We start from the raw sequence: 13,014 nt of genomic DNA, 5'->3' as shown, positions 1-13,014 counted from the left end.
AATTAAGGAAACCGATAGCGAGCAAAAAGTTTTCAAGGGTAGTGAATTAAACGAACGTTTAATGAACATTCGTGATGATTTGTTGACCCAACAATTATTGACCTTTACCAAACGGCCATACGTCGGCTGGAAGTTATTAATGCAACAAGAAAAGGAAGTCAAAATCGAGCTTAAATATACGCTGATGATTCATGATGATAGCTTAGAAAGTCTAGAACACGTTGATCAAGGTCTACTAGAAAAGTATTCACCAACCGAGCAGCAAAAGATTACTCGCGCAGTCAAAGATCTACGGGCAATCATGGCCGTTAAGCAAGTCATTAAAACGCAATACCATGAAGTATTGAAAAGGGCCTTTCCCAAAGGCGATTTAGATGGATTGCCATTGATTAAACAGGAACAAGCCTATACAGCCGTGATGTACTATGATCCTGTTTTAAAGCCATGTCAGGCCGAAACGATTGAACAGTGGCAAGTAAACCCACCACAGGTGTTCAGTCCCCCAGAACATCAACAAGGACTAGCTTATTTATCGGGACAGCTGAGCTTAGATCAGTTAGAAAATCATCACTTACAACGGGTTTTAAAGCATGATGGCACTAAACAACTCTTTTTTGGCGAATGCAAAGCCGATCCAACGATTAAGAACAGTCAGATCGAGAAAATCCAGAAGCAGTTAAAAGGCAACAAGCCAAGGACGACCAGTACAGAAAAGCAAATATCGGACATTATCAACCACTGAACTACAAGCCAGTTAGTCCAGACTATTACTTAAAGACGGCCTTTAGTGACGCGATCATGACTGTTCTATATGCTCGTGATGAAGATTACCAACGGCAAAAACAAGAACGCGGCTTAAAAGAGACCGAGTGGGAAATGACGAAAAAGCAACGGCAACACCAAACTCGAAACCGGCATGAAGATGGGGGCATGCACTTGTAATCACAAAATTAGTGATTGGTTGATCGGTATGAATGGTAGTCCCTTATATACTTTATTGTTGAGGAAAAATGGGGTGCGTGGGGTGTACTCAATTGGTCGCGTGCAGACGCCAACCTTGTATATGGTCTATCAAAGAGACCAGGCAATTAAAAACTTTAAGCCGGAACCCTATTTTGGACTTGACCCTGCGGGGCGGTGCCGGTATATTATGGATGAATACTGGTGACGGCGGTTAAAATGCTTTTTGTTACCGACTTGTTTTGCTAGTCGGTAACAAAAAACTTTAGCGGATGAGCGTTGCATTCAAAAATTCGTCATCGGCGGTAATCAGCAGATGGATGGTAGGCACTTTTGAGCATGCTAAGAAAATCACCGTGAGAAAGTGTACTTACGCAGCTGCACCCATTCCTAGGAGTGATAAGACCAAATGGAGGCAAATCCAAAATGAGCTCATTAACGCAATCTTTAGTGATTGTCATACCAATCTTGTTTGTTTTGACACTCGGCTTTTTGGCTGAACGAACGCATGCCTTTGGTGCCCAGACGCGACCGATTCCCATCATTAATGAAATGGTGCTAAACTTCGCATTGCCAGCTTCGTTATTTGTCGGAACCGTTAAAGTATCTAAAACTGGGCTCGAAAAAGAGTTCGTATTGTTCGTTGCTCTTTTGCTGACACTGTTGATTGGCTATGGAATTGGCTTTGCGGTTGCCAAGTTGATTTTCAAGCAAAATGTGATTGCTTCAGCGATTGCGGCTTTGGGCGTCAGTTTTTCGGCAGGTCCTTTTTTTGGACCCGCCGTACTTGGGAAAATTTATGGTGCGGAAAAAAGTGGCGTTGCTATTAGTTTGATTTCGCTTGTCTTAAATGTTGTTATTATTCCTTTAACGACAACAGTTATAAAGATCGAACTTCAAAGAAAAACGACACAGCATATTTCAGTTGGTAAGTTAGTCGGCAACTCGGTCTTTCAAGCGATTTTCAAGACGCCTTACGTCTGGGCGCCTTTGCTAGGCATCATTCTGGTTTTCTTGGATTTTAAAATCCCGGTCGTCGCATCGGCTTCACTCAATCTAATTGGTGAAACAACGACTGGTGTTGCGGTTTTTGTGGCTGGTATGACCATTGCGAATAACAAGTTTCAAATCAATAGCGTGACACTGATCTTAACAATACTCAAAAATGTCGGCCTTCCAATCCTATTTTTAGGTGTCGCATTTTTGCTTCGAATAGTCCCGGGATCGATGTTCTTTAATCAAGGCTTATTGCTTGCAGCTTTACCAACAGGACCGATGATGGTTCTATTAGCGACACGCTACAAAGAATTTCAGAAAGAGGCCTCTTCAATCTTGGTACTTTCAACCATTGGAATGTTAATAACGGTCACAGGCTTGATATTGATACTGCATATTTAAGGGAGAGTTAAGGGGATCTGATTAAGATGACAAAAACAAAAGTTGAACAAATTGCTGACTATGCTTTACGTGCTCGTTATGAAGATTTATCTGCGGCTTCAAAAAAGCAAATCCCGATACATATCCTTGATTCGCTAGGCTGTCAGATTGCCGCGCTAGGAGCCACCCCTATTGATGTGTGTCGCCGCCAGACCCGAGAATTTGGTGGTGGCGGTCATGTACCCTGATTGCTGGCGGTTACTCCAATCCTGTTTATGCCGCTTTTTGGCACACGGCATTGGTTCGTTATGTTGACGCAATGGATAACATTATGGCGCCGACAGAAACTGCTCACACGGCTGATAATTTTGGCGGTGTGCTAACTGCTGCAGAAATTGCCGATGCTAGTGGTAAGGACTTAATGCTTGCGGTTGCGGTCAGTTGGTCAATTCAATCGCTTCTGGTTGAAAAGGCTAATTTCATGTCGAAGGGTTTTGACCATACCGCACAGTTGGCATATTCAATCCCTGCAGCTGCGGGTAAGTTAATGGGATGGGATACGTCCACAATTGCTAATGCGATTGCCATGGCAGTGGCGAGTGATGCGTCGTTTGCAGGCATTCGGTCAAAGCCGTTGTCAGAGTGGAAAGGTCTAGCTTCGGCGCAATCGGCTTTGGGTGCTTTTAATGCGATGTATTTAGCTCAAGGAGGTATCCAAGGTCCGCTGACGATTATTGAAGGTCAGCAAGGCGTTGAGCATCTTTTGGGCAGGCCGATTGACATCAACTGGGAAACGGAGGGGTATGATTGGGTACCGCAAAGTACAATCAAAAAGTTCATTGCGATGATTCATACACAGGCGCCAATTGAATGTCTGCTAGAGCTCATTGATCAGTATCATATTCAAGCATCCGATATTGTTTCAATTTATGCCGATGTCCCGCAAATGACCTATGATTTTTCAGGCGGCGGCTTATATGGTAATGCAATGGGAGATGTGACCACCAAAGAACAAGCAGATCACTCGCTTCCTTATCTTTTGGCAGTTGCGGCATTAGATGGACAGGTGATGCAACCGCAATTTCGACCGGAACGTATTACGCGTGACGATGTACAGAATTTGATGAAAAAAGTCAGCGTTGAGCCGAATGCAGATTTCACCAAACGGTACCCAAAGGATTTTTGTTCAAAAATCACAATTAAAACTAAAGACGGACAGACTAAGGTTCACGAAGTTAAAGATTATCCAGCATGCCGAGCCATCCATTTACGTGGCAGGATGCCGTTGATAAGTTTGATCGTTTGACGGCTGGCCATCTAACAGAGGAGCAAGCAGAAAAGATCAAGCAGATTGTTAAAAATCTTGAACATGAAAAGACGCGTGACCTGTTCGCTGTTTTAGCAGCTATTGACTATCACTAAACTATTAGAACGATGCAGTGGTGCAGTAAGCTTGGTCTTCAGTACGAAGTCGGCTCATAATATCAAAGCCAAACTAAAAGACTCTGAAATTCCACATGGCGCGGCTCCGCGTCAAGTAGACAGTCAAATAATTAAAGGCTTATGCACTTTCTTGAACGGCATGATTCCGATATTCTTCCGGGGTCATGCCGTTTAATGCTAATTGGCGTCTTTCCTTATTATGCCAATTGATGTACTTCTTGATGATGGCGATAAGTTCAATCTCAGATAGTGGGTGTTTGAACGCCAACTCCTCAGTCTTAAATTGACTCCAGAAACTTTCCATCGGACTATTGTCACCGGGGGTACCCGGTCGAGACATGCTATGTGTGATGCCGTTTCCCGTCAGTAACGTATTGTATGCGCGGGAAGTGTATGCCGAACCTTGATCGGAATGAAGAATCTCAGGTTTCAAACCGTGATTCGCTTTAAGCGTCTTGCGACTAATGGGAGCACTCCTGATTGAACAGAATGAAAAATGGGCTGTTGGTCCACGGTACTTAAACATGACCGTTTACCACGGGATTGAAAAAGATGACAATTCTGAAGAAGCCGGTATGCTTAAGCTTGTGAAATGATAAATTCGCGGAATTTAATTTACACCAACATTTTGGACTTGACCGAAATTTTAGCCAATCAGCAAAAATTCGTCGCAAAATTGGACCCCTATCAGCGATTTAAAGACGAAACAGGGCTAATCACATTCATGCAAGCTAAAAACGTTCAGAAGGGCTCACAGGACGGTTTAATCAAGGACGTCCAAAAACAGGCTAAAAAGCGTGCTAGTCCCCAACTATTCTCACTATCCAGTCTGCAAAGTGCCATGAATAAACGTTATCACGCCAGCGCCAGCCAAACCTTAGCAGCCATTCAAAGTTTATATGAAGCCAAGTTGTTGAGTTACCCCCGCACCGATTGTGCTTATATCACTGATGAAGAATTTGAGTACTTAGTGGCTAATCTGACGAAGTATCTGGGTTTGGTCTCTAAGCCAGTCGCTTTAACCAATACCACCCCAAATAAGCGCTATGTTAATGGAAAAAAGGTTGAAGAACACTACGCCATTATCATGACTAAAGTCGTGCCGACGAAAGAGAAACTAGCTAGCTTGCCTAAATTACAGCAACAAGTCTACGACCTGGTTTTAGGAACCCGTCTAGTATCTTTTAAGAACTATCTTCAGGAAGGCCAATACAACCATTTGAAGACTGCTGTTAAGGGCACGTTCACAGTTTTTCCAAAGTCGCCGACATTTGTCTAGCCAACTCCATGAACGTTCAACGATCCATCGTTGCGGTAACACCGTGAACGTATGCAACTCGTTGCGTTTAGCTACCGTCGTCTTAGCATTCAAAATGAGCTTCACCTGATCCGCAAAGTCATTGCCAGTGTAGCCACCATCAACCATGACATGCTGAACCAGCTCTAAAGTTTGGCTAGCCAAACTAATAAACATAGCCAATGCACCTGAACGATCTGATACATTAGCTCGTGTCACGAGAACGGCTTGTGGTAAACCATTAATATCAACCGCCATATGACGCTTAATCCCTGAAATCTTTTTGCCGCCATCGTAGCCACTATTTTTCGTTAAATCAGTGGTTTTAACACTTTGAGCATCAACAATCACAAACGACGTTCGGGCCGATCGGCCCTGTGCAAAGCGATAGGAAGCAACAGTTTTTTTAAAAGCCTTTCTAATAGCGAATCAGCTGTCGGGTCTGGTTTATCTCGCCACATATCGTAATAGCGGTAGACAGTGTGCCATTCCGGGAAATCGTGCGGTAATTCACGCCATTGACACCCTGTAGTAAGCGAGTAAAGGATGGCATTGAATACGTCATAAAGATCATAACGACGCGGTCTTGTATGCTTGCGGAAGTTTTCTAAATCAGGTTGTATTAACGCAAATTGCGCTCGAGAAATATTGCTTGGATAATCTGGCATGACAAACTCCTCAGTCGGTTTTCCACAATTCTACCAGATTCAGCAGATACTAGACAGGTTCTAAGAGGCATTTCACCATACTAACAAGAAAACCAAAAATTCCCAGATCATTAATTTAACATATCGTATCAAACCATGCCTGGAATATTATCTAGGCGTTTTTTTTAATGTAATGGTATTTTCTGGCAGAAAGGTTGCATTATTGTGACTACAGTTGTAAACTAATAAGTGTTAAGAGGCTACAAACGTAAACTTAGAATTCAATTAATGGAGGAAGCCAATTGAAGGATGCAAAGAATGTAACCATCACCGATTCTGAATGGATGGTTATGAGAGCAATTTGGACAATGGGACATGCGACTAGTCGTGAACTAATCGATGCTATGAACGAATTAGAAGGCTGGTCAGCTTCAACAACCAAAACGCTACTTCGCAGGTTGATTCAAAAACAGGCGGTTGCGCAGCATGGCGGCAGTCGACCATTCACGTATAAGCCGGTTGTTGGCGAGAAGGAATCAATGGCGGCAGCGGCAGATGATTTGTTTGACCATATGTGTGCGATGCGGGCTGGTTCAACAATTGCCGGCGTTATTCAGTCAAGGGAACTCTCACGGGCGGATATTGCGAACTTACAGGCGATTCTAGCTGAAAAGGCCAAAACAGCGCCCGAGGAAGTTCAGTGTAACTGCTTGCCAGGTGATCAAACGTGTTAAGACTGTGGTGTTCTGTTTACTTTTAGGATTGCTGCACAAAAATCCAGAATCTGGGATTTCTGATGGCGGAAACTTATGAATTTTTGTCGTAATTCTCATTCATATAGTGGCATGGTGCTCCGCAAAGCAGAAGCCTAAATATAAGAACCTGGTGGAAAAATCCCGAGCCTGGGGATTTCCACACAAGGAACTTATATACCGGCTTCTAACCGCTTTACTACGCACACTTATTTTTAGGAGGTCGATAATCATGGCAAATAAAGAGGACCATATGAACATGAAAAACATGAGTGCTAAGAATATGGAAAATAATGAATCAAATATGAGTCATATGGATCATGGTCAAATGAACATGAATCACGGTGATATGGATATGGCTGGGACCGACATGATGATGCACGGTGCTCAATGATGCATATGGGGAATTTGAAAGTTAAATTTTGGGTCTCCGTTGTCTTAGCGATTCCAGTTTTACTGTTAGCACCAATCATGGGTTTAAACGTTTCCATCCTTAGTTTCAGTTCACCGCTAATTGTTGGCATTATCATCGTTTTGTTTGATACAGCACTTTACTTTTATGGCGGAATGCCATTTTTAAAGGGGGCTAAATCGGAAATTCAGGATAAATCTCCTGAAATGATGACGCTAGTAACCCTTGGAATTTCCGTTTCGTATTTCTTCAGTTTGTACGCATTTATTGCCAACAACTTCTTGAACCCGGCAAATCATGTAATGGATTTTTCGTTCGAACTTGCAACCCTGATTTTAATTATGCTTCTAGGACACTGGATTGAAATGAATGCATTGATGGGGGCTGGGGATGCCTTACAAAAGATGGCGGCCCTGTTGCCTAAGACGGCCCATCTAGTTACAGATAATGGTGAAACAAAAGAAGTGCCAGTATCTGATTTAAAAGTTGGTCAAGCTTTCCAAGTACGTTCAGGTGAGAGTATTCCAGCCGATGGTGTTATTACGGCTGGGGAGTCGGCCGTGAATGAAGCACTGGTAACCGGTGAATCTGCTGCCGTTACCAAGAACGTTGGCGATAAGGTCATTGGTGGTACAACCAACAATAACGGGACGCTAACGGTTAAAATTAGTGGTACTGGTGACTCCGGCTATCTTTCTCAAGTAATGAAAATGGTTCAAAATGCCCAGCAAGCTAAATCTAAAGCAGAAGATAAAGCTAATTTAGTTGCCAAGTATCTATTTTACGCGGCATTTGGTGTTGGGATTATTGCTTTCTTTGCCTGGTTACCCCAGGGATTGGCGACTGCAATGACGATCATGGTGACCGTCTTCGTGATTGCTTGCCCGCATGCATTAGGATTAGCGATTCCATTAGTGGTTTCTCGTTCTACTACGATTGGCGCTCAAAATGGGCTATTAGTTCGAAATCGCCAAGCCATTGAAGCAAGTCAACATGTTAGCCACGTTCTCTTGGATAAAACTGGCACGTTAACAGAAGGTAAATTTACGGTGAATGCATTGATTCCAAATGATGGGATTGACGAAACAACGTTATTAAGCCGACTGGCCGCCCTTGAAAATAATTCGACTCATCCGCTGGCCCAAGCAATCATTACTGAAGCCCAAGCGAAGGACATTGAAGTCGTTGCGGCTGAAAAGTCTCAAAATATTCCGGGCGTTGGTATTTCCGGTAATGTTGATGGCACTGACTATACGATTGTTAATGGTAACTATTTAACGAAGCAAGGGATCAGGTTTGACGAGGCCGCTGCTGATAAATGGGCTGCTAAGGGTAATTCCGTCAGCTTCCTATTGCAGGGCACCCAAGTTCAAGGAATGGTTGCTGAAGGCGACACCATCAAAGCGGGTGCTAAGGAATTAATTAGTGGTCTTCAGAGGCGAGGAATTACCCCCGTAATGCTCACTGGCGATAATCCAAAAGCCGCGGAACACGTTGCTAACTTACTAGGATTGACTGAATTTCATGCAGGCCTATTACCAGATGATAAGCAAAAGATTATTGCTGATTATCAAGCAAAGGGCAATCACGTCATCATGGTTGGTGACGGCGTAAATGACGCACCAAGTCTTGCCGCGGCCGATATTGGAATTGCAATTGGCGCCGGAACCGATGTTGCCATTGATTCCGCTGATGTTGTGTTGGTTAAATCAGAACCCAGCGATATTTTACATTTTCTTGATTTGGCTAAAATCACAAATCGGAAAATGGTTCAAAATCTCTGGTGGGGAGCAGGCTACAATATTGTCGCAATTCCACTCGCTGCCGGTGTGTTGTCATTTATTGGAATCATTCTAGACCCAGCCGTTGGTGCTGCGGTCATGGCGATGTCGACAATTATCGTGGCAATTAATGCGATGGGATTGACTGGTGAAAAGATTAAAAACGTGTAATTAAGTGATGACAAAAAGAGGAGAAAGATCAGCTGGTAGTCTGGCCTTTCTCCTCTTTATGATCATCATGTTAATTACTTATCTGGTTGCTCAGTTAATTTCGCCAATTTTTGATGCAGCCTAATGTCATATTGCCTGGTAATTGGCATTAACACCGCGACCACCCCGCAAATGGCAGCACCGATTCCTGCAATTACAAATAGGCGTTCAATGCCAATCACATCAGCTAGGGGACCGGCAAAAATTAAGCCAATTGGTCCAGCTAGATTCAAAAAAGAATTCAAAACGCCTAGAATCCGCCCTAACTCTTCTGCTGGATAACTTTGTTGAATCATTGCCATAATCTTGAACATGAAGAGACCGGAATGATGGGCCAAATTCAAGTTGTGCCGTAACGGTCACTTAATTCGCTTAATGAAATTACGCCAAGTCTGCTTAATGCTGTCAAGTTGTTGTGGTGGAATTAAACCCAGCATCATGATGAATAGTAGCAGTGGGCAGAAGATAATTAGAAGAATTGTTGCTAGCATCCACATATTTGTTCACTTCTTTTTCTTTTTGATAATTATGCCAGAGATGTATGGAGATTATGTACAAAATATATGGAGATGAAAAAATTTGACTAAAATTTTAGTTGTCGATGATGAAAAGAAAATTGTAGATATAGTTACCGCCTATTTAATCGCACAAAAATTTGAAGTTGAGGTGGCCTACTCGGGAACGGAAGCTTTGACCAAGTTTTATAAATGGCAGCCTAACCTGGTGGTGCTTGATCTTATGCTACCAGATTTAGATGGTAATGAAGTGACCAGAAGAATACGGCAAGATAGTAAAACACCGATAATTATGTTGACGGCAAAATCAAGTGATGAAAGTATTGTTAACGGATTGCAATCTGGCGCCGATGACTATGTAGTTAAGCCTTTTAGTCCACGAGTGGTAGTAGAACGGATAAAAACCGTACTACGACGTGTCACAGAAGAACAAGCGGAAAAAGTTCTCTCCTTTAACAATGGACAGTTAAAAATCAAATTAGAATCGCAACAAGTTTTTGTCCATGATATGGAGATTGCACTGACGCCTACAGAATATGATATTCTTGCAACAATGGCGAACTATTATCGACAAATATTTACCCGTGAACAGTTAATCGATTTAACTAGAGGAATTGACTATGACGGACTAGATCGGATGATTGATTCTCATATTAAAAATTTACGACGAAAAATTGAAAGTGATAATACTAAGCCGGTTTATATAATAACGGTTCATGGCCGAGGCTACCGTTTGGTGGGAGTAAAGATGAATGAAACGACAGATTCGGACACAGCTAATAATCTCTTTTATATTTTTGGTGTTATTGATCGTAGGTTCAATTAGTTTAATGACCATGAGTTTAGTTAGTGATCATTTTGACAAATATGTGCAGAAAAAACATGATACAACGCTCACCGCATATAAAAACGAATTAAAGGTTAGTTATCTGATCAACAATGGTACTTGGAAACCGGCCAAAGTTAAAAAGATCGGTGTTAGAGCATTGCAAGATGGTCTTATTTTGGTTTTGAAAAATACTGACAATAAAATAATATGGGAACCAAGTCAAACCTTGTTACATAGGGCTACTAATACCAAAAATATAGATAGTATGAACAAAAAAAATGGAGCTATCAAGATTAATTCCAAAAAAGTCGCCCTAGTACAATTCTCACATAATGATGCTTTAGGGTATACACGACATGATGTCGCATTTATCAATGATTTACGAATTAGTTTGGCCGGTATTTCAATCTTTGTATTTTTAGTTGCAATAGTCATTGCAGTATGGATAGCTCGTGATCTAAGTAGACCGTTACGACAAATTGTATCCTTTACTCAGGCGGTAGCGTCTGGGGATTATCGAAACCAGTTACCGCAACAAACACAAATCGTAGAGGTAAATGCGCTAGTAAATGTAACTAACGAACTTTCACGCCAGTTATCCAAGAATCAGGCGCTACGGGAGCGTTTGTCTTCCGATATTGCTCATGAATTACGCACGCCATTAACAACGATTCAGGGTTCGCTAGAAGCGATGATCGATGGAATCTGGCCAATTGATGAGGCAAGATTGGTTAGTTTAAATGATGAAGTTATACGGTTGACCCACTTGATCAATAATATTGAAAATATTGCTTCAATTGAACATCGCGAGGATAAGTTAATCAAAGTTGATACTGATCTTAGTAAATTGATACAGCAGGTTTTAAATAATTTTCAAAGTAATCTTGAGGAGAAAAGAATAACGCTTGATTACCAGACGGAAAAAATCATCGTTGCAATTGACCCAAATAAAATAAATCAGGTTATTACCAATTTATTGTCAAACGCCATAAAATTTACACAAACAAAGGGCAAAATAATAATTAAGTTAAAACGTGTAGCAGATAATGTTGTTTTAACTATTGAAGACAACGGTAGTGGAATTGCAGAAAAGGATGTCCCACATGTATTTGATCATTTCTATATGGCTGATCCAGCACGAAATCGCCAACAAGGCGGCCAAGGGATTGGTTTAGCAATTGTTAAAGCAATCGTGGTGGCTCATGGTGGCTCAGTTTCTGTGGACAGTGAATTAGGTGTTGGGACTATTTTTACAGTTAAACTACCATTGAATAATTAGGAGGGAATGATCATATGGGAGCACTAAACCCGATCGCGTTTAAATTAGGACCTTTTCTGGTTCATTGGTACGGTATTATTATTGCAAGTGGGGCAGTACTTGGTGTGCTGCTTGCAATTAACGAAACTAAGCGACAAAGGATTTCTGCAGATGACATTTATGATTTAGTATTCTGGGCATTGCCAATTGGATTTATTGGCGCACGAATCTATTATGTCATTTTTGAATGGCAGTATTATTCACAACATTTAAATGAGATCATTGCGATTTGGCAAGGGGGTATTGCCATTTATGGTGGCCTAATTGCTGGTGGGATTACATTGATCGTCTTCTGTCGGCAGCGTAGCTTATCAGTTTGGCAGGTCCTAGATGTTGTTACGCCAGGCATTATGTTAGGTCAAGTTATTGGAAGATGGGGTAACTTTGTTAACCAGGAGGCCTTTGGGTCTGCTGTTTCACGCAGTTTTTTGCAGCAGTTACACTTGCCTAACTTTATCGTGCAACAGATGTACATTGGCGGTGCATATCATCAACCAACTTTTTTATATGAATCAGTATGGAATTTTGTTGGCTTGATCTTACTCCTTAGTTTACGGCATAAAAGAGGTCTGTTTAAACGGGGAGAAATTGCGTTAAGTTATGCGATTTGGTATTCATTTGGTCGATTTTTTGTTGAAGGAATGCGAACTGATAGCTTGTATCTATTTGGCCAAGTACGTGTGTCACAATTATTATCATTGATTGTTTTCATTGTGATGCTCAGTATCTTTGTTTATCGACGGAAACAGCAAAAAGCTTCTAATTATTTAATTGATTAATTAATAATGTAAAAGAAAGCGAGGCTAAATTATGATTAATCTGTATTTTCATACTAGTGATCCGGCAAAACGAAAAATGCTCGATTGGTTTCATGATCAAAAAATTGATGTACAGATCCGTAATATTATGCAAAAGCGATTAACTGAATTGGAAATTAGGCACTTGTTTTTGCTATCCGATAATGGTAGCGATGATTTGATTGCAATACGTTCGAAGGCTGTTCAAGAACACGTTTTTGATAAGGGTCTAACATTTAATCAATTAGTGATTGCGGTATATCAGCACCCCAAAATTTTAAAGAACCCGATTGTGTTTAATGAACAAAGCCTGGTTACGGGATTCAGTATTGAGGATATCGGTGTTTTTGTACCATCAAAACAGCGGAAGCGTGAGCGATTGTCATTATTTGGTAAATTATATACTGCAGAATTTGGTAAAGTTTCTTGAATTGACCAGGGCTTTACAACAGAATAAATTTTTTTGCTTTTTGTGTTTACATTTGTAAACTTAAGAGGTATGATATTTGCATCGTTTACAAGCGTAAACACAAGGGAGTGATGAACCTGAATGAAATTGACGGTCACAATGGAAAAGCTTATAAATGCTTCAACGTAATTAACTGTAATTGCTTGTTTAATAAAAAGATGGTTGTCGTATGACCGAATAAAATTAATTTTTATAAAAAAAGGAAGT

The 13,014-nt window shown here is 41.3% G+C and carries 11 protein-coding genes and 6 pseudogenes; 14 read left to right on the top strand and 3 right to left on the bottom strand.

Translation table 11 applies throughout. The features are described from left to right. The 5 genes and pseudogenes from JCM14108_RS12565 to JCM14108_RS12555 all read left to right on the top strand — a co-directional run. Positions 1 to 942 (top strand): annotated as a pseudogene (locus tag JCM14108_RS12565) (MobQ family relaxase); the annotation flags it as partial. A gap of 4 nt (positions 943 to 946) precedes the next feature. Then, positions 947 to 1,126 (top strand): annotated as a pseudogene (locus JCM14108_RS14430) (DNA topoisomerase); the annotation flags it as partial. A gap of 260 nt (positions 1,127 to 1,386) precedes the next feature. Further along, the gene (locus JCM14108_RS12560) at positions 1,387 to 2,358 is read left to right on the top strand and encodes an AEC family transporter (protein WP_035181259.1); all 972 of its coding nucleotides are present in this window, start codon (positions 1,387 to 1,389) and stop codon (positions 2,356 to 2,358) included. 26 nt (positions 2,359 to 2,384) lie between these two features. Further along, a complete protein-coding gene (locus JCM14108_RS15600; RefSeq protein WP_237745831.1) occupies positions 2,385 to 2,585 on the top strand; it encodes an MmgE/PrpD family protein in 201 nt (66 codons plus the stop codon). Continuing rightward, positions 2,537 to 3,643 carry an MmgE/PrpD family protein gene (locus tag JCM14108_RS12555; protein WP_237745830.1) on the top strand — a complete coding sequence of 369 codons (1,107 nt, stop codon included), beginning with the start codon at positions 2,537 to 2,539 and terminating at the stop codon, positions 3,641 to 3,643. Before JCM14108_RS15600 ends, JCM14108_RS12555 begins: the two co-directional genes overlap by 49 nt. 255 nt (positions 3,644 to 3,898) lie before the next feature. On the opposite strand, the gene JCM14108_RS12550 is transcribed toward JCM14108_RS12555, so the two are convergent. Next, entirely contained in the window at positions 3,899 to 4,213 is a 315-nt protein-coding gene (locus tag JCM14108_RS12550) for an integrase core domain-containing protein (protein ID WP_235807114.1), read from the bottom strand. A gap of 13 nt (positions 4,214 to 4,226) precedes the next feature. On the opposite strand from JCM14108_RS12550, the pseudogene JCM14108_RS14605 reads away from it, so the two are divergent. After that, positions 4,227 to 4,376: pseudogene (locus JCM14108_RS14605) on the top strand (IS256 family transposase); the annotation flags it as partial. Positions 4,377 to 4,420: 44 nt separating this feature from the next. Further along, positions 4,421 to 4,961 (top strand): annotated as a pseudogene (locus JCM14108_RS12545) (DNA topoisomerase); the annotation flags it as partial. On the opposite strand, the gene JCM14108_RS14425 reads toward JCM14108_RS12545, so the two are convergent. Continuing rightward, a protein-coding gene (locus tag JCM14108_RS14425) for an IS5 family transposase (protein ID WP_152536952.1) occupies positions 4,955 to 5,745 on the bottom strand; the annotation gives its coding sequence in 2 pieces (ribosomal slippage) (positions 4,955 to 5,478 and positions 5,478 to 5,745; 792 coding nt in all). The pseudogene JCM14108_RS12545 and the gene JCM14108_RS14425 overlap by 7 nt on opposite strands. A 281-nt stretch (positions 5,746 to 6,026) precedes the next feature. Here JCM14108_RS14425 and JCM14108_RS12535 point away from each other — a divergent pair. Both JCM14108_RS12535 and JCM14108_RS12530 read left to right on the top strand, forming a co-directional pair. Next, positions 6,027 to 6,458, top strand: coding sequence for a CopY/TcrY family copper transport repressor (locus JCM14108_RS12535; RefSeq protein ID WP_035181256.1), 432 nt, complete (start codon positions 6,027 to 6,029; stop codon positions 6,456 to 6,458). A gap of 250 nt (positions 6,459 to 6,708) precedes the next feature. After that, positions 6,709 to 8,840 (top strand): annotated as a pseudogene (locus JCM14108_RS12530) (heavy metal translocating P-type ATPase). A 74-nt stretch (positions 8,841 to 8,914) separates the two neighbouring features. Here JCM14108_RS12530 and JCM14108_RS12525 read toward each other — a convergent pair. After that, positions 8,915 to 9,196, bottom strand: a pseudogene (locus JCM14108_RS12525) (MFS transporter); the annotation flags it as partial. On the opposite strand from JCM14108_RS12525, the gene JCM14108_RS16155 reads away from it, so the two are divergent. The 5 genes from JCM14108_RS16155 (at position 9,164) to JCM14108_RS12505 (ending at position 12,768) form a co-directional block, all read left to right on the top strand. Beyond that, a complete protein-coding gene (locus JCM14108_RS16155) occupies positions 9,164 to 9,235 on the top strand; it encodes a multicopper oxidase domain-containing protein (protein WP_369385551.1) in 72 nt (23 codons plus the stop codon). The pseudogene JCM14108_RS12525 and the gene JCM14108_RS16155 sit on opposite strands and share 33 nt — an antisense overlap. 223 nt (positions 9,236 to 9,458) lie before the next feature. Then, positions 9,459 to 10,220 (top strand): response regulator transcription factor, encoded by a 762-nt coding sequence (locus tag JCM14108_RS12520; protein WP_051996173.1) that lies wholly within the window; start codon positions 9,459 to 9,461, stop codon positions 10,218 to 10,220. Next, the gene (locus JCM14108_RS12515; protein WP_223875920.1) at positions 10,147 to 11,502 is read left to right on the top strand and encodes a sensor histidine kinase; all 1,356 of its coding nucleotides are present in this window, start codon (positions 10,147 to 10,149) and stop codon (positions 11,500 to 11,502) included. Before JCM14108_RS12520 ends, JCM14108_RS12515 begins: the two co-directional genes overlap by 74 nt. 14 nt (positions 11,503 to 11,516) lie before the next feature. Continuing rightward, entirely contained in the window at positions 11,517 to 12,320 is an 804-nt protein-coding gene (gene lgt / locus JCM14108_RS12510; protein ID WP_035181252.1) for a prolipoprotein diacylglyceryl transferase, read from the top strand. Positions 12,321 to 12,351: 31 nt separating this feature from the next. Next, positions 12,352 to 12,768: an ArsC/Spx/MgsR family protein gene (locus tag JCM14108_RS12505; RefSeq protein ID WP_003678287.1), complete on the top strand. Its 417-nt coding sequence runs from the start codon at positions 12,352 to 12,354 to the stop codon at positions 12,766 to 12,768. The last annotated feature ends 246 nt before the right edge of the window (positions 12,769 to 13,014 follow it).

The organism is Lentilactobacillus farraginis DSM 18382 = JCM 14108 (genome assembly GCF_000583655.1).
Lineage (GTDB): Bacteria > Bacillota > Bacilli > Lactobacillales > Lactobacillaceae > Lentilactobacillus > Lentilactobacillus farraginis.
Note: the sequence above shows the minus strand (reverse complement) of the source record. Positions and strands in the feature narration are given on the sequence as shown.

Excerpts from the sequence above, each read along its gene's own strand:
- JCM14108_RS15600 (WP_237745831.1), top strand. The coding sequence starts at position 2,385 with ATGACAAAAACAAAAGTTGAACAAATTGCTGACTATGCTTTACGTGCT.
- JCM14108_RS12505 (WP_003678287.1), top strand. The coding sequence starts at position 12,352 with ATGATTAATCTGTATTTTCATACTAGTGATCCGGCAAAACGAAAAATG.
- JCM14108_RS12560 (WP_035181259.1), top strand. The coding sequence starts at position 1,387 with ATGAGCTCATTAACGCAATCTTTAGTGATTGTCATACCAATCTTGTTT.
- JCM14108_RS12515 (WP_223875920.1), top strand. The coding sequence starts at position 10,147 with ATGAAACGACAGATTCGGACACAGCTAATAATCTCTTTTATATTTTTG.
- lgt (WP_035181252.1), top strand. The coding sequence starts at position 11,517 with ATGGGAGCACTAAACCCGATCGCGTTTAAATTAGGACCTTTTCTGGTT.